Source organism: Oceanococcus sp. HetDA_MAG_MS8 (genome assembly GCA_019192445.1).
Taxonomy (GTDB): Bacteria; Pseudomonadota; Gammaproteobacteria; order Nevskiales; family Oceanococcaceae; genus MS8.
The window spans coordinates 251328-276990 of record JAHCMK010000005.1 but is presented as its reverse complement, the minus strand read 5'-3'; the positions used below and the strand labels follow the sequence as shown (position 1 = coordinate 276990).

At 59.4% G+C, this 25663-nt stretch carries 26 protein-coding genes; 16 read left to right on the top strand and 10 right to left on the bottom strand.

The features are described 5' to 3' along the window. The first annotated feature begins 47 nt into the window (after window positions 1-47). Both KI787_11075 and KI787_11070 read left to right on the top strand, forming a co-directional pair. Window positions 48-977, top strand: coding sequence for a recombination-associated protein RdgC (locus tag KI787_11075; GenBank protein MBV6630496.1), 930 nt, complete (start codon window positions 48-50; stop codon window positions 975-977). After that, window positions 977-1639, top strand: coding sequence for a hypothetical protein (locus KI787_11070; GenBank protein ID MBV6630495.1), 663 nt, complete (start codon window positions 977-979; stop codon window positions 1637-1639). The genes KI787_11075 and KI787_11070 overlap by 1 nt, the downstream gene beginning before the upstream one ends. Window positions 1640-1665: 26 nt before the next feature. Here the strand turns inward: KI787_11070 and ampD are convergent, their stop codons facing one another. Both ampD and KI787_11060 read right to left on the bottom strand, forming a co-directional pair. Further along, the gene (ampD, locus tag KI787_11065; GenBank protein ID MBV6630494.1) at window positions 1666-2241 is read right to left on the bottom strand and encodes a 1,6-anhydro-N-acetylmuramyl-L-alanine amidase AmpD; all 576 of its coding nucleotides are present in this window, start codon (window positions 2239-2241) and stop codon (window positions 1666-1668) included. Window positions 2242-2251: 10 nt separating this feature from the next. Beyond that, the gene (locus KI787_11060; protein ID MBV6630493.1) at window positions 2252-3847 is read right to left on the bottom strand and encodes a thioredoxin family protein; all 1596 of its coding nucleotides are present in this window, start codon (window positions 3845-3847) and stop codon (window positions 2252-2254) included. A gap of 87 nt (window positions 3848-3934) precedes the next feature. Here KI787_11060 and KI787_11055 point away from each other — a divergent pair, with 87 nt between their 5' ends. The 12 genes from KI787_11055 (at window position 3935) to KI787_11000 (ending at window position 14288) form a co-directional block, all read left to right on the top strand. Further along, window positions 3935-6682: an insulinase family protein gene (locus tag KI787_11055; GenBank protein ID MBV6630492.1), complete on the top strand. Its 2748-nt coding sequence runs from the start codon at window positions 3935-3937 to the stop codon at window positions 6680-6682. Next, a complete protein-coding gene (locus KI787_11050; GenBank protein MBV6630491.1) occupies window positions 6679-7014 on the top strand; it encodes a hypothetical protein in 336 nt (111 codons plus the stop codon). The genes KI787_11055 and KI787_11050 overlap by 4 nt, the downstream gene beginning before the upstream one ends. Continuing rightward, window positions 7011-7493: a tRNA (cytidine(34)-2'-O)-methyltransferase gene (locus KI787_11045; GenBank protein MBV6630490.1), complete on the top strand. Its 483-nt coding sequence runs from the start codon at window positions 7011-7013 to the stop codon at window positions 7491-7493. Before KI787_11050 ends, KI787_11045 begins: the two co-directional genes overlap by 4 nt. Before the next feature lie 113 nt (window positions 7494-7606). Beyond that, window positions 7607-9061 (top strand): RNA polymerase factor sigma-54, encoded by a 1455-nt coding sequence (locus tag KI787_11040; protein MBV6630489.1) that lies wholly within the window; start codon window positions 7607-7609, stop codon window positions 9059-9061. A 98-nt stretch (window positions 9062-9159) separates the two neighbouring features. Further along, entirely contained in the window at window positions 9160-9492 is a 333-nt protein-coding gene (raiA, locus tag KI787_11035; protein ID MBV6630488.1) for a ribosome-associated translation inhibitor RaiA, read from the top strand. 77 nt (window positions 9493-9569) lie between these two features. Further along, the gene (gene ptsN, locus KI787_11030) at window positions 9570-10031 is read left to right on the top strand and encodes a PTS IIA-like nitrogen regulatory protein PtsN (protein ID MBV6630487.1); all 462 of its coding nucleotides are present in this window, start codon (window positions 9570-9572) and stop codon (window positions 10029-10031) included. A gap of 33 nt (window positions 10032-10064) precedes the next feature. Next, window positions 10065-10526 (top strand): hypothetical protein, encoded by a 462-nt coding sequence (locus tag KI787_11025; protein MBV6630486.1) that lies wholly within the window; start codon window positions 10065-10067, stop codon window positions 10524-10526. Continuing rightward, a complete protein-coding gene (gene rapZ / locus KI787_11020) occupies window positions 10508-11401 on the top strand; it encodes an RNase adapter RapZ (protein MBV6630485.1) in 894 nt (297 codons plus the stop codon). Before KI787_11025 ends, rapZ begins: the two co-directional genes overlap by 19 nt. A 1-nt stretch (window position 11402) precedes the next feature. Further along, window positions 11403-11801 carry a PTS fructose transporter subunit IIA gene (locus KI787_11015; protein ID MBV6630484.1) on the top strand — a complete coding sequence of 133 codons (399 nt, stop codon included), beginning with the start codon at window positions 11403-11405 and terminating at the stop codon, window positions 11799-11801. Further along, the gene (locus KI787_11010) at window positions 11798-12079 is read left to right on the top strand and encodes an HPr family phosphocarrier protein (GenBank protein MBV6630483.1); all 282 of its coding nucleotides are present in this window, start codon (window positions 11798-11800) and stop codon (window positions 12077-12079) included. Before KI787_11015 ends, KI787_11010 begins: the two co-directional genes overlap by 4 nt. Then, on the top strand, window positions 12076-13800 hold the full coding sequence (gene ptsP, locus KI787_11005; protein ID MBV6630482.1) for a phosphoenolpyruvate--protein phosphotransferase: 1725 nt from the start codon (window positions 12076-12078) through the stop codon (window positions 13798-13800). The genes KI787_11010 and ptsP overlap by 4 nt, the downstream gene beginning before the upstream one ends. A gap of 122 nt (window positions 13801-13922) precedes the next feature. After that, window positions 13923-14288, top strand: coding sequence for a hypothetical protein (locus KI787_11000; protein ID MBV6630481.1), 366 nt, complete (start codon window positions 13923-13925; stop codon window positions 14286-14288). A gap of 157 nt (window positions 14289-14445) precedes the next feature. Here the strand turns inward: KI787_11000 and KI787_10995 are convergent, their stop codons facing one another. Together KI787_10995 and KI787_10990 are read right to left on the bottom strand one after the other, a co-directional pair. Further along, window positions 14446-15429: a malate dehydrogenase gene (locus tag KI787_10995; GenBank protein ID MBV6630480.1), complete on the bottom strand. Its 984-nt coding sequence runs from the start codon at window positions 15427-15429 to the stop codon at window positions 14446-14448. 166 nt (window positions 15430-15595) lie between these two features. After that, entirely contained in the window at window positions 15596-17038 is a 1443-nt protein-coding gene (locus KI787_10990; protein MBV6630479.1) for a PAS domain S-box protein, read from the bottom strand. 323 nt (window positions 17039-17361) lie between these two features. On the opposite strand from KI787_10990, the gene KI787_10985 reads away from it, so the two are divergent. Together KI787_10985 and rarD are read left to right on the top strand one after the other, a co-directional pair. Continuing rightward, a complete protein-coding gene (locus tag KI787_10985) occupies window positions 17362-17763 on the top strand; it encodes a GNAT family N-acetyltransferase (protein ID MBV6630478.1) in 402 nt (133 codons plus the stop codon). Window positions 17764-17778: 15 nt separating this feature from the next. Beyond that, window positions 17779-18702 (top strand): EamA family transporter RarD, encoded by a 924-nt coding sequence (gene rarD, locus KI787_10980; GenBank protein ID MBV6630477.1) that lies wholly within the window; start codon window positions 17779-17781, stop codon window positions 18700-18702. Here rarD and KI787_10975 read toward each other — a convergent pair. From KI787_10975 to KI787_10950, 6 genes are all read right to left on the bottom strand, one after another. After that, on the bottom strand, window positions 18696-19211 hold the full coding sequence (locus tag KI787_10975) for a spore coat protein U domain-containing protein (protein MBV6630476.1): 516 nt from the start codon (window positions 19209-19211) through the stop codon (window positions 18696-18698). The genes rarD and KI787_10975 overlap by 7 nt on opposite strands. After that, window positions 19202-21505: a fimbrial biogenesis outer membrane usher protein gene (locus KI787_10970; GenBank protein MBV6630475.1), complete on the bottom strand. Its 2304-nt coding sequence runs from the start codon at window positions 21503-21505 to the stop codon at window positions 19202-19204. The genes KI787_10975 and KI787_10970 overlap by 10 nt, the downstream gene beginning before the upstream one ends. Before the next feature lie 9 nt (window positions 21506-21514). Further along, window positions 21515-22219 carry a molecular chaperone gene (locus KI787_10965; protein MBV6630474.1) on the bottom strand — a complete coding sequence of 235 codons (705 nt, stop codon included), beginning with the start codon at window positions 22217-22219 and terminating at the stop codon, window positions 21515-21517. Between the two features lie 2 nt (window positions 22220-22221). Further along, the gene (locus tag KI787_10960) at window positions 22222-22707 is read right to left on the bottom strand and encodes a spore coat U domain-containing protein (GenBank protein MBV6630473.1); all 486 of its coding nucleotides are present in this window, start codon (window positions 22705-22707) and stop codon (window positions 22222-22224) included. Between the two features lie 297 nt (window positions 22708-23004). Then, the gene (locus KI787_10955) at window positions 23005-24321 is read right to left on the bottom strand and encodes an MFS transporter (protein ID MBV6630472.1); all 1317 of its coding nucleotides are present in this window, start codon (window positions 24319-24321) and stop codon (window positions 23005-23007) included. Between the two features lie 107 nt (window positions 24322-24428). Then, on the bottom strand, window positions 24429-25634 hold the full coding sequence (locus tag KI787_10950; protein ID MBV6630471.1) for a sorbosone dehydrogenase family protein: 1206 nt from the start codon (window positions 25632-25634) through the stop codon (window positions 24429-24431). Window positions 25635-25663: the final 29 nt, after the last annotated feature.

Below are 25663 nucleotides of genomic sequence, written 5' to 3'. Positions count from 1 at the left end.
CAAGCCAGCACGCGATTGCTATGATCTGCGGCCGCTTCGAGCCCTGCATGACTATGTGGTTTAAAAATCTCTGCCTATTCCAGTTTACGGAGAGCTTCTCGCTACCCCCTGCCGAACTGGAAACAGCACTCGCGGCCCACCCCCTGCAAAATGTGCCCGGTGCCATGGAGCACACGCAGGGCTGGTTACCGGTGCTCAGCGACGGGCGCCTGGTGGAGGGCTTTGACCGGCACATGTTTTTGCGCTTTGGCGAGCGTCAGCGCCTGCTACCCGCCAGCGTGATTAATCAAGAGCTGGCCGAGAAAGTGGAAGAGCATGCCCAGCAGCGGGGCTACAAACCGGGCCGCAAGCAAAAGCAGGAAATGAAGGAGGATATTCGCGCCCGGCTGCTACCTCAGGCTTTTGTGGTGCAAAAGTCTATTCGCGCCTGGTTGGATAGCGAGCATGGCTGGCTGGTGGTGGACGCAGCCTCCCAGGGTCAGGCTGAAAAACTGGTGGAGTTGCTCCGTGAGCATGCCCCCATGCTGCCGCGCATCATCCTTCCGGACACCGAAGTTGGGGTACAAACGCTGTTAACCGAATGGTTAGGTCGGGGCGAGGCCGCTGGCCACTTCACCCTCGATGATGAGGCTGAAGTCCAGGGCAGTGACCCGCAGCGCGCGACCATTCGTTATAGCCGCCTGCCCGTAGGCTCGGCCAACGAACTCAAGCGCCACCTGGATCAGGGAAAACGGGCCACAAAACTTGGGCTATGTTGGGATGATCGTTTAAGCATGGTGCTTGCCGATAATCTGCAGATCAAACGTCTGCGCTTGCTGGAAACACAAGCTGAAGACGACTCCGTGCGTGATGACGATCCGCAGCTAGCCTTTGAAACTGACATGCGGCTCATGACCGCGCTGCTTCACGACATGCTGCGAGAACTGGGGGCAGAGTTGGGACTGCGCGGCCCTAGCCTCTCCGCAGAGGCCGCCTGATGCTGAGCCATGCCCAGCTTTGGGCCTTTCATACAGCGTTTGGGGTGTTCTGTGGGCTGGCACTGTGGTGGCAGCCACTGCCCTATGGGCAGTTATTGCTGGGGCTCGTGGTCGGCTACTCCATTGCCATGGCCTTGTTCACCCAGTTCGTCGGCGCGTCTCGTGCCTTTCAGTTGTGGCTATTTTTGCTGCCCCTGTCGGCCTTGATGATCCTGCCAGATTGGTGGCTGAGCAGCAGTGCCGGAGTACTGCGCTTCATGCCGCATGGCGTACCGTACGTGGGCGCCGTACCGATTTACATGGGCCTGATGTGGGTGATCCCACTGTTTGTCTGCCTGCACTTGGCCCGTCCTGCTCAGGCTGGGGCGGCGCTCCGTGCAGCCGGCTGGGCTCTGGTCATCTTCGGCTTGGCTGAGCTCGCTGCCCCGCATTTGCAAATCTGGGCGCCGCAAGGTGTCACGGGCGTTGCTGGCACCGCGCTGTACATACTGCCGGCAGAAGCCTGGCTAGGCGCAGCTACCTGTATGGCATGGCAGGCCGCGGGCCAAGCCCCCTGGCCGGGCCGCTTAAGCGCTGGGCTCGCCGTGATGCTGAGTTATGTGGGCGCGGCTGCCTTGAGCCTCATGCTGTTGGAGCCCTTGCTGCGCGCTTGGGTCTCCTGAGCGACCTTCGGGCTCCAGCCGCTGATCTAGCGCCGTTGACGCGCTGGCGCCTCGCTGGCCGCCACATCACGCCATAAGCGGCGCCAATCAAAGCCTGGGCCGGGGTCCGTCTTGCGTCCAGGCGCAATATGCTCATGACCAACGATATTTTCCGCACTGATCGCTGGGTATCGGCGGCGGATGATCGGAATCAGCCGCCGGAGTTGACGATACTGCGCCTGGGTGTAGGGCCGGTCGTCGGAGCCTTCCAGCTCGATTCCAATCGAATAATCGTTGCAGCGTTCTCGGCCCTGCCACATCGACTGGCCGGCGTGCCAAGCCCGATCGCGCAAGGCAGCGAATTGCCAGATGCTGCCCTGACGCCGAATAAATAGGTGCGCGCTCACCCTCACACCTTCTAAGCCTGCGAAGTAAGGGTGTTCCTGGGTATTCAGCTGGTTACAGAACAGCTGGCGCACCGCATGACCGGAGTACTGACGCGGGGGCAAAGCAATGCAGTGCAGTACCAGCAAGCTCAGGTCCTCGGGATCCGGCCGCGCATCTACATTCGGAGATGCACAGCGACGGACCCCCGTCAGCCAACCCGTGTCCAATAAACGCATCAGCCCTCCCCTAAGTACTGGGCCAAAAAGCTGCGCAGGTTTGCGCCGCGGCGGAACTCGCCTCCAGCTGCTCGCACACCGCCTGCCATTGCTGCCGCCCCTCAGCCAGAACTTCACGACGACGCTTGCTCGCCTGCGTCCACTGCGCCAGCGGGGTTTGCAGACGCTGCAAACGCACCCGGCTACGCTGATACAGGCTATTCGGTGCCTCCTGGGCAATCTGCTGCAGCGATTCCAAGGCGACGTAAATACGCGGCTCATCCGCAGGGGCCAGCTCCAGCAAAGACTGTAAATAGGCCAAACCCCATTGCATCCGTGTCGCCGACCCATGCGCCTGTACAAATGCTCGCTGGTACCAGTTCAGCGCCTCTTGGATATCTCCCTGGTCCTGGGCGAAACGCCCCAGATAACTCATGTAGTAATGAGGGGCGACTGCCGTCTCCAACTCGGACTGCAGTAATTCTGCGGCGGCTGAGCTTTGACCCACCTCGCGCAAATACCAAGCCGCGTTGTACATCAGAGACTGGCGCTCATAAGGCGTCTGCGCCTGCTCCGTAATCTGCGCCGTCCGCCGTTCAACCAGTGCTACCAGCGGCGCGGCAGGTGGCTGCTGAGGGTAATTGAGTGCCGCCGCATCCAAGCGGCTGCGCAAGGTGAGCAGACGCGTTTTTAAACTGTAATTCTCATCCGACCACACCTGCTCCATCACAGACTGCAGCTCTGCCAGCAGCGACTTACGCTGCTCGTCTGAGGAACTAATGGCGGCAATCCAATCAACGCCAGAATATTGCAGCCAATCCAGGCTGGCCTGCCACTCGGCTGGGTTGCTCAGTATGGCTCGCAGCTCCTCGCGGAATTGGCCCTTGCGGCCCTGCAGCAAAGGCTCCGGTTCACTAGCGCGCAGAACCTCCGTTGCCCATAACAAGAGCAGCCGTCGGTCCAAGGCGGGTGTGGGAACGGACTGCGCCGCATGCAGTTCGGCGAAGAACGACTTGCGCTCGGCGTCCTCCAGCAGCCCATGAGGTTCAGCGCCCCAGGGGTAGTAGGCCACTTGCTCCCAATCAGCAGCCGACCAGTCCGCCAAACGCTGCTGCCGCCAGAGCGCTATTAAGGTGCTCAGATCACGCGACTGTGGCGCGGTTTCTAAGACTTGGGCGTAGCGCTCCAATTGCATGCCGCTAGATAAGCGGGTGCGCTCCTGCCCTTGGGCATCAAATACGATCAGCGTGGGGTAGCCCATGGCACCAAAATGCGCAGCCCAACGCTGTGCGGCCGGATCGTCACCGTCCAAGCGAAAGGCCACATACCGCTGGGTTTGGGCCACGAAATCCGGTCGCGTAAAGACCGTGGATTTGAGCTGATTACATGGTGGGCACCAGGTCGCCCCCCAATACAGAAATAGTGGCTTGCGATTGGCAGCAGCATGAGCGAAGGCTTCTTCGACTGTGCCTTTGAACCATGCGATTTCGGCTTGTGTCTCCGCCTGACTGGCAGCCTTTGTAGGCTGCACTGAAGGCTCTTGGGAGCAGCCCATAGCCAGACTCGCTGCCACCCACAGCAAGCAAGATGCGAATCTGCGGTGCAGGTCAATCCATAAATTTGTCATTGTGGTCCTCCAAAACCGGCCCAAAGTCTGAATTCAGACGCGGTAGCGCGTAATCTGCTGGGCTCGTTCACTGGATATGACTGCATTATGTCTGTGCGCACCCATTTGTTGTTGCTGTTGCTGCCCGCCTGTCTGCTCGCCTGCAGCCTGATTCCAACGCAATCCACAACAGACTGGCCATTGCCAAGCTTGGATTACACCGAGTTCCGGCTAGACAATGGCCTGCGGGTCATCGTGCACGAGGACCACCGTAGCCCCATCGTCGCGGTCAACGTTTGGTACCACGTAGGCTCCAAGAACGAGCCTGAGGGACGCACAGGTTTTGCCCACCTCTTCGAACATTTGATGTTCAATGGCAGCGAAAACTACGACGATGAATTCTTCCGCCCCTTGGAAGAAGTGGGTGCCACCAACCTCAACGGCACCACCAACCGCGACCGCACCAACTACTTTGCCAACGTTCCTACAACGGCGCTGGATCGATTGTTGTGGCTGGAGTCTGACCGCATGGGGCATCTGCTCGGAGCGGTGACTCAAGACAAACTGGATGAGCAGCGCGGTGTTGTTCAGAACGAAAAACGGCAACGCGGCAATGAACCCTATGCCAAGGTCTGGGACATGATCCCGGAGCTGTCCTACCCCGAAGGGCATCCTTACTCTTGGACCACCATAGGCTCCATGGCAGATCTCAATTCGGCCAGCATGGAGGACGTTCAAGACTGGTTTCGCACCTGGTATGGCGCCGCCAATGCCACCATTGTCATCGCGGGCGACGTGACTGCTGAATTGGCGCGGGAGCGCGTAGAGCACTACTTTGGTGCTATTCCCGCCGGCCCCCAGCTGCAACGCCCGCAGCGCTGGGAAGCGCCCATGGCTGACAATCGCCGAGCCAGTGTGGTCGACCAAGTGCCGCAGCCGCGGATTTACCGGGTTTACAACGTCGCCGCCAACTACACCCAAGATGCCGTCGCCTTGCAGGTGGCCGCACAAATTCTCGGCGGTGGAAAAAGCTCCAGACTCTACGAGCGATTGGTCTACCAAGAACAGCTTGCCACCAGCGCCGGAGCCTACTTTTCCCCGGGTGAACTGGGCTCTCAACTGTACTTAATCGCTACTATCAAGCCTGAGGCCGACCCAGCACGGGTTGAGGCCATTCTTGATGCTGAATTGCAGCGCCTGCGCCAGGAGGGCCCGCGCCCGGCTGAGTTAGAGCGCGTTCAGCGCAGTCTCTATGCCGGCGTCGTGCGGGGGCTAGAACAAGTGGGCGGCTTCGGCGGCAAATCCGATCAATTAGCATCGGCTGCGGTACTTGCCGGCGACCCGGACATGTGGCGCCAGGAGCTGGCCTGGCTGCGCGACTTAAGCCGCGAACAGCTGCAAACTGCGTTAAAAAAGTGGACCGATGCAGGTCATCTCACCGTATCGGTTGTGCCTGAACAGGCTCATGAGGTCGCCGCGGTGGACGCAGATCGAAGTGCCCTGCCCACGGTGGACGAGGCCCCCTCGCTCAAACTACCTGACACCGACGCCATCACCCTGAAGAACGGAATGCAGGTTGTTGTGGCGCACTTAGCTGAGGCTCCCGTCACTGAGTTTCGCTGGACCCGGCGCGGTGGCACAGCTGCAGACCCTCAAGGTCAGGCCGGGCTGGGCACCTTGATGATGGATGTCCTGGACGAATCCGCAGGCGATCTGGACGCTTTAGAGTTGGCGCGGGCCCTGGAGGCCAATGGGGCCAGCATCGGCAGCCGCGCCGAACTAGACCATTTTGAGCTCAGCCTCTCCGCGCTTGCCGGCTGGGAGGATCAACCTCTGCAGTGGTTTAGCGCCTTATTAACCCAGCCGCAATTCTCCAGCGCCGAGCTTGAGCGTCGCCGGAATCTGCAGCTAGCAGGCATTGAGCAGGAGCGAGCCAGCCCCTTCTCCTTGGGGCTGCGCACCTTGCCACCTCTGTTGTTTGGAGAAGACCATCCCTACGCCCAACCACTGACCGGTAGTGGCTACCCCGAGTCTGTCGCGCAGCTCAGCACCCAAGACCTCGCAAGGCACGCCGCGCGCATGCTGCACCCGCAGGATTCCACCTTGCTCATCGTAGGACCGTGGACCATCGACCAGGTGCGCGAACGGCTGCCCCAGGCCCTGCTCTCATGGTCACCCGCTGAAGCAGCGGCCCCCTTCCCCGAATTGCCTGAAGTCGCAATGGCGCAAGCGGCTCATATTTACCTACTCGACCGACCTGGCGCTCCCCAATCGCTCATCCTGGCAGGCCATTTATTGCCCCCGGAGACTCCGCAAAGTGATTTAGCTTTGAGCATGGCCAACACCCTCTATGGCGGGCTATTCACCTCGAGGCTGAATATGAACCTCAGAGAAGACAAATCCTGGAGCTATGGAGCGCGCAGCGCCATCGTCGGCACCCAGGCTCAGCAGCCTTGGGTGAACTACACCCGCGTTCAAACTCCCTACACCGCAGCTGCAGTGGCGGAGATTCAAGCCGAGATTCGGCGCATGCAAAAAACCGGGACCGTCGGCGATGAGGAGCTACGCAGGGCGGCCCGCAACCGTGCCCTGCGCCTGCCCGGACAGCATGAGACGACGGCTCAGGTCGCCGCATCGCTGCTCAGCCAAATTCAGCGGCAGCGCCCTGCAGACTATTTGGCCAAGCTCCCGCAGCGGCTCCAAGCCTTAGCACCACCAGAGGTGGAAGAAGCCGCCAAACAGCACTTTTTTGCTGGGCAGCTGCAATGGGTGATCGTTGGAGACATCAGCAAAATACTCCCGGATCTGCGCAAACTGCCCGGCATCAAGATTCAACATTTGGATCAGGTGCCATGATCGACACAGTTTGGTGGTGGCTACTGATCGCACTTGGGCTGCTCAGCGGAATGGCCTTGTGGCCACGTTGGTTGGCGCGATCCCTGACGCCCTCACAAGGCTTGGTTTTGCTGCACGCTATCGCAGGGGGCCTATTGCTCGCCAGTTTGGCTTTGCTCTATCGCCGCGAAGGCCCCTGGAGCAACCCCGAAGTCATTGCGGTTGTCGTCGTGATTGCTAGCGGGGCCATGCTCTTTGGGGCGCGCCATAAGCAGGGAGAGTTCCCGCGGCCGGTCATGGTGATCCATGCCTTCGCCAGCCTGGCCCTGGTTGCCTTGGCTCTGGGCGCATGAGCTGGCTGCACGTGGTGCTTTATGCACCAGAAATCCCAGGGAACACGGGCAACATCATCCGCCTATGCGCCAATGTGGGAGCCCAGCTGCATTTGGTGCAGCCCCTGGGTTTTATTCTGGATGACAAGCGCCTGCGCCGCGCCGGTTTGGACTATCACGAATTCGTCAAGGTACGGGTTCATCGGGATTGGTCCTGCCTCCGCGAGGCCACGCCAGAGGTGCGCGAAGAGCGCATTTTTCTGACCACCAAACACGCGAGTCGCCCCCCAACCCAAGTGCAGTTTGAGCCAGGAGACATGCTGGTCATGGGCTCCGAAACCCGCGGACTACCGCCCGATTTTCGGGAAGCCTACCCCGCCCAGCAGCGATTAAGACTGCCGATGGTAGAGGGTTCGCGCAGCCTTAACTTGGCCAACGCCACAGCGGTGTTCGTCTACGAAGCCTGGCGGCAGTGTGATTTTGTCGGCGCGATGCAATAATCTTGCCAGTTGGGAAGGCACTGAAATGAGCCGCACATGTAGCCCTTATTTCAGCGCCACCTGGCACAGATTTGCTTTGAAATGGAATTGATCCGGCCTGTGATTGCAACGCCATGAAGAATGTCCTGAGCCTGAAGCTGGGCCAGAGCCTCTCGATGACTCCTGCCCTGCAGCAAGCCATTCGGCTGCTGCAAATGGCGTCCTTGGACCTGCAAACGGAGATTCAGCAGGCCTTGGATTCGAATGTGATGCTCGAGCCCGAAGAGGCCGAAGCCGAGGTCGATAGCCCAGAGCCCACCACAGACGAGCCTACGACTAGCGCCGCGGAGAATGCCGGCGAGCTTAAACAGGCCAACGACACCTCCGAGGCCATCCCAGACGACCCCGGCGAAGACTTCAGCTGGAACGATGTTTACAGCGGCAGTAGTGATGACCCAGAGGCGCAACAGGCCTTGCAGGACTACCGCCAAGCCTCCATGACCAGCACACCGGACCTGCAAGATCATTTGCTGAATCAGGCGCGGCTGCTGCCTTTGGACTCGACTCAGCGCAGTGCCTGTGCTTACCTCATTGATGGACTGGATGAGCGTGGTTACATCCTCGACTATGTCGAGCTACGGGACACCATCTGCAGCGACTGCGAACTTAGCCCCGCTGAGGTTGATGGAGTACTCGCTCAGTTGCAGAGCTGTGACCCGATCGGCGTGGCGGCGCGCGATCTGCGTGAGTGCCTGCAACTCCAATTGCAGGGCGTACCCGCATGTCCCGAGCGTGATATCGCTCAACGCATTGTGAGCCAGCACCTGCAGGACATCACCCAAATTCCACTGCGTTCGCTGAGCAAACGGTTGCAGGCCAGCGAAGAGCAGGTGGACTTGGCGCTGCACCTCATACGCTCCCTGCAACCGCATCCCGGCGCCCCCTTCCAAGACCACTCCAATCAATATGTCTCCCCGGACCTCTTCGTGCGTAAGCGCAGCGGCCGTTGGGAGGCTTTACTCAACCCGGAAATTGCGCCAAAGATTCGTATCAATAGCACCTATCAGTCCTATCTGAAGCGCGGCGATGGCAGCCCGGAGCAGCAGACGCTCAAGAGCCATCTCGCGGAAGCACGCCATTTTCTGCATGCGCTACGCAGCCGAAACGAGACTCTGCTGCGGGTGGGACAGGAGATCGTTGACCTCCAGCGTGGTTTTCTGGAATATGGACCTGAGGCGATGAAGCCGCTGGTGTTGCGGGACATCGCTGACCGCCTCGGGTTGCACGAATCAACGGTATCCCGAGCAACGGCCAGCAAGTACATGCATACGCCACGTGGCCTCTTCGAGCTCAAGTACTTCTTTTCAAGCTCCGTTGGGACAACGGAAGGGGGAAGCTGCTCAGCTACTGCTATTCAGGCCATGATCAAGCGCTTCGTGTCGGCCGAGAATCCGGCGAAGCCCCTGAGCGACTCCCGTCTGGTACAAATGTTGCACGACGAGGGTGTGCAGGTGGCCCGCCGAACCGTCGCAAAATATCGAGACACTCTGGGCATTGCGCCCACGCACGAACGCCGGGTCCGCGCCTGACACCCTGAGCGAACCGCGCTCAGGTATCACGTGAACATGTTGCGACCATTGCGGTCCTACAACATGGGCACATCAGGATTGCCGAGAGGAGTCTTTGTATGAATTTGAATATCACGGGCCATCATGTGGACCTCACCGACCCGCTGCGTAACTTTGTTATCGACAAGCTAGGTCGTATTGAACGCCACTCCGATGACATGATCGACGCCAACGTTGTGCTGACGGTTGAGCGCCAGCATCACAAGGCCGAAGCCACCCTACATGCGCGCGGAGCGAATCTACACGCCGCCGCCACCGCAGAGAACATGTATACGGCCATCGATAAGCTCGTGGACAAACTAGATCGGCAAACCGCCAAGTACAAAGAGCGGCACAAAGACCACCACGCGCGCAGCGGTATCAAAGCCGCAGCCGATCAACTAGTACAATAGGAGCTGCGCTTGCGCAGACATCCATCAGCGGCGGGCAGTAAGCCCGCCGCTTTCGTTTTTGGGGACCTTAGACACACATGACACTGGCAGACATTATTTCAGCCTCCTCCGTCCACATCGCTAGCGAGGTGAGTAGTAAGAAGCGGGCCCTGGAAGAGCTGGCCAATATCCTGGCCCAAGCCACCGAGGATTTGGACGCTCGGGAGATCTTCACCGCTTTAGTCAACCGGGAAAAGCTTGGCAGCACAGGCCTGGGTTCGGGTGTAGGCATCCCACACGGCCGCATTTCCGGGCTGGACCAAGCCGTCGGTGCAGTCATCAAACTTCCCGCCCCCATCGACTTTGAATCCGTTGACCGCAAAGGCGTCGACCTCTTGTTCGGGCTGATCGTTCCCAAAGAAGCAACCCAGCTTCACCTGCAAACTCTGGCGGCCATTGCCGAGCTTTGCCAGGATGATAGTGTGGTCGGCAAAATGCGCGAAGCTAGCGATGCTGAGTCGCTCTATGCGGTACTCGCTTCCAAGCCGGTAGGCGACTAAAGCGGTTAATAGCGACGGTCCCAGACACATAGCGTGGACGTTCACGGCAGTCTCTGCCGGGTGCACAGCACAGGGGTTTTGTTGCGTGGTGAGCCCGGCGCTGGCAAGAGCTGGCAATGTCTTCATCTGCTCGAGCGCGGGCATGGATTGGTTGCTGACGATTGTGTGATCTTAAGCTCCCAACACCAAGCATTGCAGGGGCAGTCACCGTCTGCTCACAAACCGCAACTCGCCCTGCGCGGCGTTGGCATTGTGGATGTGCAGCAGGCTTTCGGCCCCAAAGCCTGGACCGCACAAGCTCAAACCATCGGCTGGCTGGTTGAACTCCAGCACTCCCCGCCCCAGTGCACCATCCCTGAACTTCGGTTCACCGAGGTTCTGGGCCATGCCATTCCCACCTTGCATTTGCCCACAGGGGCCAACCACAGCGCGGTGATCGAGCTATGCTGTCGGCTTGGACCGGAGCGACTGCAAGCATGGAAAAGGACCCCGTGAGTCCATTACTCGATCTCGTCTTTGTCTCTGGCCTATCCGGCGCCGGCAAATCAGTGGCGCTGGATATGCTGGAAGACCTGGATTACTTTTGTATCGATAATCTCCCGCTCGCCCTGGCCGCCAACCTAGATCCGGCGAGCCTGGCCGGCAACGACGCGCGATACCAGCGCATTGCTGTGGGGATTGATGCGCGCGCCAGCGCCGACGATGTGCGCGCCTTTCCCGAGTATTTACAGCAAGCCCGAGCACGCTCTAGTCACTCGGTTCGCTTGTTGTACCTGACGGCCTCCTTTGATGTACTCATTCGCCGCTTCTCGGAAACACGGCGCAAGCACCCCTTAACCGGCCCAGATCATGATCTGGGCGAAGCACTGCGCTCCGAGCAACAACTATTGGACCCGGTGGCGCAGATTGCCGATATCACCCTGGATACCAGCGATACCAACTTGCACGAGTTGCGGGAGCTGATCCGCACCACCCTGAGTCCGGACAATAGCCCCGGCCTGAATTTGGCCACGGTCGTGCGCTCCTTTGGCTTCAAACATGGTGCGCCCAAGGGTTTGGATTTGGTTTTCGACGTACGCTGCCTGCCAAACCCCCATTGGGCGCCGGAGCTGCGGAGCGGCACCGGCCGCGACCCCGCGGTGCAGGCCTGGCTGCGCGACCAACCCGAGGTGATGCAAATGCGCGAGGACATCCTCCATTTTTTGCGCCGCTGGATACCCCATTACGCCGCGCAGAATCGGCATTATCTGACGGTGGGCATTGGCTGCACGGGTGGCCAACACCGATCAGTTTTTCTAGCAGAAGAAGTCGCACTAGCCCTCGGCGCCGACTTCCCCATGGTTAGCGTGCGACATACGGAGTTACCTTGAAATGAGTGTTGCGGTCTTACTTGTCACCCATGGCAAGCTCAGCCAAACCCTGCTCGACACCGTAACCGAGGTGCTGGGAAACCTGCCGCTACGCACTGAAGTGCTGGAGGTCCGGCGCGTGAACGACACTCAACCTTTGATCGTGCAGGGTGAACAACTGATTAAAAAGCTGAATGAGGGTCAAGGAGTGCTGGTACTCACCGACGCCTTCGGCTCCACTCCCAGCAATATCGCCAACCATATTGCTGGCTGTGTGAACAGCCGCGTGGTTGCCGGCCTGAACCTACCGATGTTGTTCAAAATCTACAATTATCCGCAGTTGTCCCTCGATGATCTGGCCACCGCTGCCGTCGAAGGGGGCCAGCGCGGCATCCTCGCCTGTGAGCCCCGCCCCGTATGAGTTCCTCCCCGCACAGCCGTGAACTGACCATCTGCAACAAACTTGGCCTGCATGCCCGCGCCGCCGCGCGCCTGGTCCAAACCGCGTCGCACTTCGACAGCGTCATTACTTTGCGCACCACCAAGCGCTCGGTGAATGCCAAGAGCATGATGGGCATTTTGATGCTCGCCGCAGCTCAGGGTACTGAATTGGTGGTGGAAGCCGACGGCAGCGATGCCCAGGCGGCTCTGGATGCCATTCAAGCCCTGGTGGAGGATCGATTCGGAGAAGAGGCATGAGTATCGCGCTACGGGGCATTGGCGTCTCCCGTGGCATTGCCATGGGCCCGGCGCACAAGCTACACGGGCGCTCAGCACCGGTAGAGAAGCGGCATGTGGCCCCCGCTGAACTCACAGCTGAGTGCGCACGCTACAACGCCGCGCGAGAAACAGCGCGTCAGCAGCTGTCGGCTATTCGTGAAGACATTCCAGCGGACACTCCCAAAGAGATTGCTTCATTTATCGATGCTCACCTGTTGATGCTGGATGACCGCGCTTTCTCGTCTGCGGTAACCGACCTGATCCAGGCAGAACAGGTCAATGCGGAATGGGCCTTACAGCAGCAGTGCGAGCAACTGGTAGCCGTCTTCGACGCCATGGACGATGCCTACCTGCGTAGCCGCCAAGACGATGTCGAGCATGTAGTAGCGCGCATTCAACGCTTGCTCAGCCAGGCCGATGCTGGTCTTCCGCCCTCCGGCCTACCAAACTCAGCTGCTGCGCCCGTGGTGGTCGCAGATGACATCACACCCGCAGATGTGATTTTGCTGCAAAAGCAAGGAATTGGCGGCTTTATTACCGAGTTTGGTGGGCCGCTGTCGCATACAGCGATTCTTGCGCGTAGCTTAGGGGTTCCGGCGATCGTCGGCGTTCACGGTGCAGAGTCTGCCGTGAGTGAGGGCGCGCTGATTCTGGTGGATGGGCAGGCCGGTGAAGCCATTGCCTTACCCACTCCGGAAGAACGCCAGGAATTTGAAGAGCGTGCAGCGGCCGACGCGCGGTTTCGCAGCATGTTGGACAAGCTGCGCGATGTGGACGCCGTCACCCAAGATGGCACGCCAATTACATTGCAATGCAATATCGAACTGCCCGCCGACACCGCACATGCGCATGGGGTAGGCGCCACTGGCGTTGGCTTGTATCGCACAGAATTCCTGTACATGAACCGCACGGAGCTGCCAACGGAAGCCGAGCAGTTCGAGGCCTATGTCAACGTGATTCAGGCGGTATCGGGACCAGTCACGATCCGCACCTTGGATGTAGGCGCAGATAAGCAAGTGGACTCGGGCCGAATTGCCGGGCCTACACCGAATAACCCCGCACTGGGTTTAAGGGCCATCCGGCTGTGCTTAAAGGAAGAAGAGCTGTTTCGCACGCAGCTCCGCGCCCTGCTCCGCGCTTCCGCCTACGGGACCATCAAATTGATGCTGCCGATGATCTCCAATGTGGACGAATTACTCCGCTCCCGGGCGTTGATTCAGGAGGTTATGCAGGAATTAGCAGCACGCGATGTGAAGTTCGATAAGGACATCGCCGTAGGCGCCATGATCGAGGTCCCCGCTGCCGCTTTGGCAGCGCATCAACTCGCCCAGCATTGCGATTTCTTTTCCATTGGTACCAATGACCTGATTCAGTACACCCTGGCCATCGACCGCGTGGATGATGAGGTCAATTATCTCTACGACCCACTCCACCCGGCCGTGCTGCAATTGATTGCCATGACCATTGAAGCCGGCCACAGCGCTGGCATTCCCGTGTCCATGTGTGGGGAGATGGCAGGTGATGCGCGCTATACGCGGTTGCTACTCGCATTGGGTTTACGCGAATACTCCATGCATCCCTCGAGCATCTTGGAGATTAAGCGCATTGTGCTGGATTCCAACCTGGGGGAGCTCGCCGCGCGCATCCAACACTTGGCCGTCAACGGCTACGCCGGCGACCTGGGATCGCTGGTGGGGTAGCACATAGCTCGGCCTGACCCCAGCCAAGTTCTGACTCGCCCCCGCACTGTGGGGCTGGCAGAACTTCACACTCTTGGCCAAGCAAAAAAAACGTTCTTCGCGGAACAGTGTGGATTGATCCGATGATCTTTGTTCGGCAGCTCCGTCTGGCCTCACTAGGCTCGATCTTGCCCGACATCAAGCATCTGAGGATGAGGCTCTTCGAAGAGCCGGTGGTGGCAGGTGGGGTGTGTTGGTCCCTTAGGGCCGTATTTCGGAGCGCCGTAGGCGTCTTGCAGCGGCTGTGGTCAATCGGCCATGGACGGCCGATTGAGGCTTGCCGCGACACGACGTCGCGTCAAGCCGGCCACACAAAGCGCAAGACGCCGGAGGGCACCGCGCAGCGGCGCGAGGAACGAACGGCGCTAAGTGACCAATACGCCCCACGCCTGCGAGCGCAGCAACGACGTTCTGTCTTTTATCTGCAGAACTGGCTAGTGCCCATCTGATGACCTACGACGAGGACAGATACTCAAGCCATCAAGTTCGGCAGACCTAAACTCATGTCCCGCCAAAGTGCGATGAACCAAAAAAAGCTCGCGACCGTCTACCGGCCGCGAGCTTTCTTTGTAAGGCCCAGGTCTTATCGATAAAGACCTGATGCGTTTAGCCCTTAGGGAAGAGGTGCTCCACTGCAGCGCGCTCTTCGCGCAACTCGGTGTTGGTGGCATCCATCCGTGCACGGCTGAAGTCATTGACGTCCACACCCTGCACAATGGTGTAGTTCCCACCCTCGCACACACACGGGTAGCTGTAGACCACACCTTCGGGAATGTCGTAGGAACCATCAGAGGCCACGGCCATGCTCACCCACTGACCATTGCTGCCCAGTGCCCAGTCACGCATGTGATCAACAGCAGCAGAGGCTGCAGAGGCTGCCGACGATGCTCCACGGGCTTTGATAATGGCCGCGCCGCGCTGCTGCACGGTAGGAATAAAGGTGTCGGCGTACCAGTCTTGGTCAACCAGTTCCAGCGCCGCTTGGCCTTTGACCGTGGTTTTGTGCAGGTCGGGATACTGCGTGGAGCTGTGGTTGCCCCAAATCACCATGTTTTGAATATCGTTGACGCTGCTGCCGGTCTTATCAGCCAACTGGGCCAAGGCACGGTTGTGGTCCAGGCGCGTCATTGCGGTGAATTGGCGAGGATCCAAGTCTGGTGCATTTTCGCGAGCAATCAGGGCATTGGTATTGGCTGGGTTACCCACCACCAAGACTTTCACATCTCGGCTAGCGTGGTCGTTCAGAGCCTTACCCTGCACCGAGAAAATGGCCGCATTGGCTTCGAGCAAGTCTTTGCGCTCCATACCGGGGCCACGAGGACGCGCGCCAACCAGCAAGGCAAAGTCGGCATCCTTAAAGGCCACATTGGGATCATCGGTGGCCACAATGTCAGCGACCAGTGGGAAGGCGCAGTCTTTGAGCTCCATCACAACGCCTTCCAGCGCACCCATGGCCGGGGGAATTTCCAGCAACTGCAAGATAACCGGCTGGTCCGGACCCAACATGCTTCCAGAAGCAATACGGAAAGCCAGGGAATAAGCAATTTGACCAGCGCCACCGGTGATGGCTACGCGCACGGGCTGTTTCATAGAACGACGCTCCCTCGTAAATCAAGGCAAAAGTAGGGATCGCCATGACGGATCGAAGGCCTCAACCTTCAGGGTCATAGGCGAAAGAAAATTAGACTTGCTAGGCCAGGCCAGCAATTCCAAGCTCGCTATTATCGGGCAATCGGCGTCGGCCTGCCTTGCGACCTCAGTCGGGACGAAAGCGCAGACTTAAACAACGCTCCTCACCGGGCTGCTCCAACAACAGATCCGCGCCGCGTTCCTGGGCTTCGCTGCGCAGGCTGAATAAGCTGCCGCCCGGCTCCAACCACGCTTGTGGCTGCTCCAGGGGCTCGGCCAAAGCGCTGACGCGAATCAGCCAGTGCCCACCGGACCAACTGCCACGAATACGCAGGTCACCCCGCATCTGGCCGGACTGAATCCAGGCCAGACACTGATCTAATAAGGATTGTAAAGTGGCCCCAAGCCGGGCCTGGCCGCGTACCTGTGGCAGTTCTGTACGGTCTAAGGCCACCCCCAGGGACTGCAAATCTGGACTGTGAACGTCTTGCCATTCATCGACGATCGCATCTAAAGCCAGCATTTCCTGCGGCGCTGCCGTCTCTTGCATGGCACTGACTTGCGTTTCTAACTCATCCAGGCGCGCGCGCAGACGTTTGGCCTGATCCACTGCCTGCTGCGCAGTGCTGCGCTCAGTCTCACTGAGCACATCTTTATGCCGACGCACGATGAGCTGCAGACTGCCCACGAGTCCGCGCAGTGGCTCCTTCAGATCATGGCTAGCCATCCAGGCCATGTCATGGAGTCGCTCGTGGCTCTGACGCAGCTGCACCAAATTGCGCTCCAGAGCTCTCTCGGCCTCAATGCGCGCTGTCAGGTCCAGTATCTGCGCCATCGCGAAGGCCTCACCTTCCGCCCCAACCAGGGCGAAGGTGATGCGCAAATGCACCATGCGGCCGCGACGGTCATAGCTCAGCGGCAATTCAGCCGGAGTCTCTCCTGTACGCAGCTGCTCCCAGCCGCGTTCAATTTCATCAAAGCCCTGGCTACCCGCTAATAGCTCAAGGAAAACCAAACCCTCCAGCTCGCTCGCCCAGCGGTTCACCAACTCTGCAAAGCTGCGGTTGGCGTCCAGGATGTGCCCCTGGGCATCCAACAGCACTTTGCCGATGGGGGCGTCATGAAAGGCACTGCGAAAGCGCGCTTCGCGCTCTGCCAGCGCTGCGGTGGCGGCAACCTCTTCGGTGGCGTCACGCGCCGAAAAGACAATGCGGTCTGTGTAGGCATCCTCATGCACCCGCACTCCGGACATCACCAGAGTCCGCCAAAAGCCGGGGCGGCCGGCACGCACCTGCAAACTTTGGTGACTATCGCCGTCGGCGCAGGCATCAAGCCAGCGGCGGTAGGCAGCGCGATCATCCGGGTGAACGCGGTCTACCCAGTGGCGTCCCTGCAGTCGTTCTGGGTGCAGTTGTAGTACCCGGCGTAGCGCCGGGCTCGCAGTTACCACCACGCCTTGAGGGGTCAGCACGCCTAATACGTCCTGCGCGTTTTCAACCAGCGCGCGGTAAAGAGGCTGTATGGCCAGTTTTTCCATGCCCTGATTATGGGATGGTGCCGGTTCTGTCACAATGCGCCTCGCCCATGGAGCTACAGTTTCAACCGAATTCAGAGTCCTCAATGATTGCCGTCATCCCTCCCGCCGCTGCAGCTTGGCGCGGGTTCGACTGCTCCGGCGCCCAGGCCTGCGTGGACACTCGGCGATCATGGGTCTGCATGCAATGCGCCGGCGCATTGTGCACATCGCGCGCGTGCGAAACCTAGCGCAGCATTGATCACCCCCTTCGCGGAGCACCTGCAGTGAGCGAACCCCGTTACCAATTACGCGCCGCCGAGCCAGAAGACTGCGCGGCGATCTTAGCCCTTATTCAAGAGCTCGCCACCTATGAGCGCATGGCTGGAGCGGTGCGCGCCACCACAGCCGCCTTGGAACAAACCTTGTTTGGGCCCGCGCCAGCTGCCGAAGTCATCCTGGCTCAGTCGCATGATGAGACTGTGGTCGGCTTTGCCTTGTTCTTTCCCAACTACTCCACCTTTCTCGCCAAGCCCGGGATCTGGTTGGAGGATCTTTATGTGAAGCCAGACCATCGCGGGCATGGTGTTGGCAGCGCTTTGTTTCGCAGCGTCGCAGGGCTGGCCCGTGAACGCGGCTGCGGGCGCATGGAATGGAGCGTGCTGGATTGGAATCGGCCCGCCATTGATTTCTATCAACGCATGGGCGCTCAAGCTCAAGACGAATGGACCACCTGGCGCTTAACGGGCACAGCGCTAGAAGCCCTTGCCCAACGGTCCTAGCCGGGCACAAGCACCATGCCTCTGAGCCCCCACAGCCGCGGCCTGTTAGCCGCTGCCGGCGCCTTTACTCTCTGGGGCCTGTTCCCCTTGTATTGGCGTCAGCTGCAAGCGGTACCCGCCTTAGAAATCATGGCGCATCGCCTGATTTGGTGTTGCCTATTTGTGGGCGGCTGGCTGTTCATTAGCCAGGGGCGCTACTGGTGGCGGCAAGCCCTGAGCCAGCCACGGACACGCCGCAACTTATTGCTATCCAGCCTCTTTATTGGCGCCAACTGGTGGTTGTATATCTGGTCGGTCAACAATGGCCATATCGTTGAGGCCAGCCTAGGCTACTTCATCAACCCCATCGTCAATATCATGCTGGGCACCCTGATCTTGGGCGAACGCCTCAACCGGGTGCAATGGTTGGCGGTGGGGCTCGCCGCCATAGGCGTCACTTGGCTCACAATCGATTATGGGCGCCCGCCTTGGATTGCGCTGTGCCTCGCCAGCAGCTTTGCCATTTATGGCCTGCTGCGAAAGGTCACCCCGGTGGGCTCTGTCACCGGCCTGGGAATTGAGGCCAGCATGCTGGCTCCGATTGCCCTGGTGACGATCTGTGCGCTTTGGAGCCAAGGCACATTGGAGTTCGGCCAAGTCGCCCAGTGGCAAAGTGGCCTGCTCATCCTGGGCGGGGGTGTGACAGCCATCCCTCTGATTCTCTTCGCCTATGGTGCCCAACGTATTAACTACTCCACCGTGGGGCTGTTGCAATACATTGGCCCGACCCTGCAGCTATTGATTGGCGTCGCGATCTATGGAGAGAGCTTTAGCCGCTCCCGTCTGCTGGGCTTCGCACTCATTTGGACAGCCTTGGCCCTATACGCCGCGGATGGCGTCCATCGCTTCCGCAAACGGCCGCGCCCTGCCTCTACCGCGCCACTGGCCGCTGATCAGTAGGTCACCGTCACCGTGAGGGTGTCGGCATAGACTCCTTCATCCACCGCTTGATTCGCCGGGATACGACCGTAGGCTGGATGATTGGCCGAGCGTACAGCGCCCAGAAGCGCACTGAAGTCCACGCTTCCGCTCACTGTGCCAGTGGCACCCGTTCCGTCGCCCCAGACAATGCTGCGCGCAGGGTCGGTGTAGAGGTTGTACTGCAGCACATCACCCAGGCTGGACATTTCCCGAGCCGAGTAACTGCCGCTGCCTCCGGTATCGAATTCAATGCTATAGGGGATCGTGCATACCGAAAGCAGTCCCACTAAGGTGCAGGTTAAATCCACATCGGCCACGGCGTCGGCAGGTGAGCCAGAAAAAGGCGCATAAGCGCTACCGAAACTCAGCCCTGATGTGGTGACCGCACAGGTGACAGTGCCCAATCCGCAACCAACCTGAGCCTGCACGGCTCCGCAATAGAGGCTGCAATACAAACTGATAGTTACGAGGGATATTCTCAGCGACACAGCACATCTCCGAGGTTGTGGTCAGGCTTTGTCGCTGGCAGAGGCGGCCAAACCAACTCACATTCGCCCTGCGGCCAGCGCAGCTGCGCTCCCCCTTGCCAACCTGCAGGTAGCTCCGCATAGGCTTGGCCAGCACTGCCCAAATAACCTGCGGGCTGGCGAACTCCGTCTAGCCACACTTCGGCCCCAGCCGGCGCCACTACGGCACCCGGTTTATAAACAACCTTGAAGAGCAAGCTGCGCAGCTGCGCGGGGGCAAAATCCACCAGCAAACCCGCTGTACGTGCTGGGCGCAGAGTCTGGGTGCTCGCCGCCAAGCTACGATCCAAGGGAATCGCTGCCGCATCGATATGAATACGATTGGGTTCATATGGCCTCAGATTCGCCACCAATGCCAAGCCACGCCGGTCGCTACGCGCCACCGGTTGATTGTCTCGGTACACCAATACCTCGGACAGGCCGCCCAGATCTACAACGGCAAAAGCTTGCCCGAGGTTACGCCCCATAACCGGACGCTGGCCCACCCAGGCCACACTGCCGCGCAGGCCCATATTCACATTGCGGCCACCGGCCGTTTCCCGCCACCCACCACGCCAACTCCAGCGACTGGAGTTGAGGTCGGCCTGGACGGCCACAGTGGCATCTCCCTGGCTATCACGCTGGGCTTGCGCCCCCCAGTTGAGGCCTAACTCACTCGGCCTTTGCTGCTGCCAGAGCACGGAAGCCTGTCCGTCATCTTGCACAAAGCTCGAGACAAAGCGGTGAGCGCGTGGAGACCAAATCCACTGCAAACGCCCGCCCACATCACTGGCCGCATCACCGTCCTGGGTCGCAAAGACTTCGAATAACATTTGACCGGCGGCGCCGGGTAAGGTCCACGCGGTACGCAGGCCTAGACGGCGAAAGCGAGGCTGATTCACGAATTCGCGCTGCAACCAGCTTGCACCCACATTCCACAATCCGCGTCGCCAGCTCAGCTGTCCGCGTTGCTGGCGGCGATACGGCAGTTCGGCTTGCCCTGGCTCGCGCAAACGTAGCTGCTCTTGCAACCAACTTGCGCGCACGCTTCTGTATTGCATGTTCAAGCCCCAATTGATGAGATCGCCCCGCTGGTCATCCTCGTTGAAGCCCCCCCAACCCGCCTGCGCCAATACCGGCAGTACTGGAAGTCGCATCAGCAGCCCTGTATTCCAGTTATGGTCATTTTCACGCGCATGCACTGTTGCCGAGAGGTTCAGAGTGTTGCTCCAGGCGTAGCGAGCGCTGGCCGCGAACAGTCGACCTGAATATGCGAAGCTTTGCTGCAGCACATCCTGACGCAAAGCCCCCAGACTGAGGCTGTAGTCGAGAAGCCCTGCCCGCAGCAACTGCGGGAAGATCACCAGATCTCGATTGAGCAAAACCTCTTCCCCCAAAGCATTGCGCAGCCGCAACTGAGCCTGCCCACTCCCACTCAGCGGAGGCGCATCGCGGATTACGAATGGGCCTGGCTGCACTTGATACTGGCGCTGACGTACACCGTCGATGATGAGGTCTACGGTGGAAGGCAATTCCGCCCGCCCCTCTAACACTGGGATGGGGAAGGTCAATCTAAGGGGGGTAAATTCTAAAGCTCTTCGTAGCTGAACACCGCCAAGTTGATACTGGCGTCCAAAGGCATCGGCAGCGCTTAGGTGGTCGCCCACCGTCAATAGGCTTTGCTTGGACCATAGCTCCTGCACCCACTGACTTTGTAGTCGCGTCGTCTGGCTTTGCTCGGCAAACTGCAGCAACTGCTGATGCCTGAATACGCCCAAAGGATGGAAACGCTGAAGGTCCAACAAGGTTGAGGCCGTGCTTTGACCTTGCCCAAAGTCCTGCCAGTTCACATTACTGTCGTAGTGCAACACCCACCCCTGCCCGCGCTGGGGGGGAATACTTTGCGGTGTAGGCCCGGCACTGAGACTTTGGGCATCGAAAGCCTGAACCGGAAGCTGCAGTCGCAACCGTTCCCCCTCCAGGCTGTACGTCAGTGGCGTCATGGACTCCAATGACGACCAACTCACGTCATCACTCATGCGCACCACACCGACTAAATCAGACAATTGCCGCTGAGCCTGAACCGCACTACTTTCCAGCCAAAGTCCCGTGCGTTGGGAGAAGCGGCGCACCAGTGCGTAGCCTAAAGCCTGCCCGTTGAGGTCTAATTCCACCCATGTGGGGTCGCCCCCGATGCAGTCCCCACCAGGACAGGCCCACGACTTAGAAGCAGCCAGAATGAGGGTCACCAGTAGCACCCCGCCAGAGAGACGCACGGCATTGCCCTAAGGTGCGGTAATCAGCTGCGCCTCTACAGCCCCTTGTCGGGATTGCGCACGCAGCACCGGTTTGCCCTGTGCATCGGGACGCCAGTCCTCGGGCAAACGCAGCTGCCATTGCTCGCCAGGCAGCAAATAGCCTAGAGGCGGTGCCTGCAGCCGCCATTGCTGGCGATGATCCACGAGTAGCAGCTCTTGTAGTTGCGCATGTCCATTGCCCTGGTTACTCAGCTCAACCTGTCCCGGGCTCCATGACCATGTGAGCTCAGGCTTGCAGCCCACTCCAACCTGCCGAAAAACGGGCAGGCTGATTCGCGTGCGCAGCCGCAAAGGAGCTTGAGCCTGCTGGGCGCGAAGCACTTCGGTGACCCACAACCGGTAACTGAGCTCGCAAACGCCTTGCGGCGGCGAACTGGGCCGGAAACCGATGCGTAGCTGTACCTGCCCCTGCGGCGGAACTTCAACGATGGGCGGCGACACAATCAAATCTCGTGTGGCTTTGAGCGACTTCGGGGATGTCGCCCAATCAAATGCTGCTGTTTCCACCAACACAGGAGTCGCACCTGGGTTACTCAAAGTCAGGGTTTGCACGGTTTGCTGTGCTGTAAAGCCCAAGCGGGTCGGACTGATACGCAGGTCGGCCGCTTGAACCGCGCCGGTAGCGGTGAGCAGCGCAGCGACGGCGAAAAAGCCTCTGCCCAGGGGCAACATGGCTAGTAGGTCAGCGTCACAGTGACGGTATCGGTGTAGGCACCGGCTGCAGGAAACTGACTGGCCGGCACGCGCCCGTACACAGTCACGGTTTGAGCCAAACCCGTCCCCGTTCCGGCAACAGTGTCTCCTGTTACGCCGTCACCAAAAACTGTTGTGCGCCCAGCGTCGGTGTAAAGCTGGTAGCCCAGCGTTTCACTCCCGCCGTCTGTCATTTCTCTAGCACTGATGCTGCCGCTGCCCCCACCATCAATATCCAGGGTCCAAGGCGTGGTTCCGGTGCAGGTGACGGTGACATCGGCTTGCGCATCGTTTTCGGTAGCGTCGTAGTTGCCAAAGGCCATGGGCAAAACGGCGACTAAACAGGTCGATAAAACCGTTGCGCTCACAACCATCGAACCAGTGGCCGTCGCAGCGCGAGCCTGCGCACCGGCTAAACACAAACCCAGCAGCAAGACCGGAACCAGACGGCGTAGGAACTGCGTCATAGTCTTGACTCCATGTAAATACGGAGCTCAACTATTTCCGTTGGACCGTCAACGATCCGTCAATGTGATGGAATAACAATCAAATGGGGATCGTCGAGCACACATCTGCAGCTGTTGCGCCCTCGGGGGCTTGAGAAGCTGTCCAAGCAGCGTCGTTTTAAGTCCCCTTGACTACGCGGCAGCAGCCTAGGCTGAAAGAGCGACGCGACCACCACAGACAAGCTCATTTTTAAGCGTGGTGGCTTAGCCTAATCACGAGGCCCTGCTGAATCACCCTCAGTCCGGAAGCACCGGAGTTTAGGACAACTGCGTTTCTGGAACAGCAGCCCAACTACCCAGTTGAGCCTTAAGCGCCCAGGCCAACCCCAGCAGCACCAACGCATGAATCGCGGCGACCAAGCCGAACAACTCCGGAATACTCCAACCACTACCCAGTAAAGCGCCAGAGATGAGGGCTGAGGCCACCATGAACAGGGCGTTGAGGATATTCACCCCAGCAATGACCTGAGCGCGGTGCTCCAGCTGGGCGCGCCGCTGCACCAATGCAAATAAGGGCACGATGTATAAACCGCCGGCGATGCCTAAGCCGAGCACCCCCGCCAAAATGGGCCAGCCGCCAACTGCGATGAACTCAGACGCAGTCCGCAGGCTCTCAGCCGCCGGAAAATCATTCGCCAGCCAGGGTAGCCAGCTGCCGAAGCCGAGCATACCCAGCCCTCCGAGTAGACAAACCCACGGGACAATTTGGCGGCGCGATAAGCCCTCAACCAACAAAGACCCCAGACCGATCCCTAGGGAAAAGGTGGTCAGCAACAGCGTCACGACCTGTGCATTCGAGCTCAAACTCAGCCGCGTAAAGTTCGGGATTTGGGTGAGTAAGGTCGAGCCATAAAACCAAAACCAGCTAATACCCAGGGCAGTCAGCCACTGCACCGGGTCGCGCCATAACAAACCCAAGTTCGCCCAGGTCGCTGCGAGGATATTCCAACGGATGCGAAGCTCTGGGGCAGCTGCGCTCGCCGTGGGTACGCCCTGCGCCACCCACCATCCAGCTAAGGCGATCGCGACGACGGCTATGGCCACCAACAAGGGGCCGTAGCCGCTTATGGCAATGAGCAGCCCACCGACCACCGTGCCTAGCAAAATCGCCAAAAACGTCCCCATCTCAACCATGCCATTCCCGCCGACCAGCTCATCTTTATCCAGATGCTGCGGCAGGATGGCGTACTTCACCGGCCCAAAAATGCTGGACTGCATTCCCATCAAAAACAGCAAGGCAATAAGCACCCATAAGGACTTGAGCAGCAGGGCAACCGCTGCCAAAGACATGATGACAAGCTCAAGAAACTTGATGCGCCGAATCAGCCAAGCTTTTTCATAACGGTCTGCGATTTGCCCTGCAGTGGCCGAAAATAAGAAGAAGGGCAAAATGAATAAACCCGCGGCCGCATTCACCATGATGTGAGAGCTGGCATCTCCCCCGGTACGAGCGAGTTCAAAGGCAATCAGAATAATTAAGGCATTGCGATACACATTGTCATTGAATGCCCCCAGAAACTGCACCCCGAAAAAGGGCCCGAAACGTCGCTGGCGCAGCAGCTGGAACTGATTCATGACAATCCTTGGAACAATCGAAATGCCAAATGACTAAGGCTGCGTTGTGGTGCAATCACTCGCCCCTGGCATGCCGGAGCATACCGGAGCTCGTAGTGCCATGCCGCTCAGTGTGCCGCGGTGTCTGAGCTCTGCACTGAGCTTTGGGTCTGGCTCAATATCCAAATCCGTCCAGCATGATCATCTGACACGAGCAATGACGAGCTAGACAAGCGGAGCACATCCACAGGGCGGCCCAAGACTCGATCCTGGTGCAAGAATCCCTCAACCAGAGGTTTGTAATCATGCACCTCGCCCTGCTCTAGGGTGGCCAACATGAGTCTGTAGCCCACCTTGGTACTTCGATTCCAGGAGCCATGCTCAGCAACCACCAAGCCGGGGCCTTCCAAACCCAAATCACCGGCGTTCAGAAAAGCCAAGCCCAACGGCGCCACGTGGGCCTGCAATGCCAAGGCCGGAGCGGTGAACTGGCGACATGGACGGGAGTTGAATTTGGGGTCCGGTACCTGTCCTCCATGACAAAAAGGAAATCCAAAGTGGGTGCCCGGTTTCGTGAGTAGGTTGAGTTCACAGGGCGGTTGGTCGTCCCCCATCCAATCGCGCCCATTGTCGCTGAACCACAGGCGACCGGCGTCGTCCCACGCCAGGCCTACCGAGTTACGAACGCCATCCGCAACGAGCTCAACATGGCTGCCATCCGCTTGAAAACGCTCGATGCGAGCAAAGCCAGGCTCCAGACACACATTGCAGGGCGCTCCAATACTCAGATAAAGCCATCCCTGAGGCCCGGCAGCCAAATAGCGCCAACCATGATGACGCTCGGACGGTAACTGCCGAATGGCCTGAGCTTCGACATTTGCCTGCGGGTTTGCGGCCAAACCCGGGTAACGCCACACATGGCGTAATGTGGCTACAAATAAATCATCACCGAGTACGGCAATGCCGTTGGGCATATCCAGATCGTCGAGTAAAACCTGGCGCTGCTCTGCCTGCCCATCGGCATTAGCATCGCGCAGTACCCACACTTTGTTTTTTCGCCGATTGCCCACGAACACATGTCCATTGGGCCCCAGGGCCAGGGAACGGGCATCAGGCACATCGGCCCAAGGCTGCCAGCTCAAGTGCTGCGCCGTCGGCGCCAGCCAGTCCTGGTGGGTGGATGGCTGGGCGCCACCAGCGCAGCCGCTGTAAATAGCCAGCAGCACCGACAAGGCCATTACCTTGAACACCCGGTGAACAGCCCTAGCGGATCGGTCCAGGAAGAGAGCGGCCATCTTATTCAAGACTGCAGGAGCACCTAGGCGCGAGGTCATCTTGGCTTCCTCTCAAGCTGAGGTCTTCA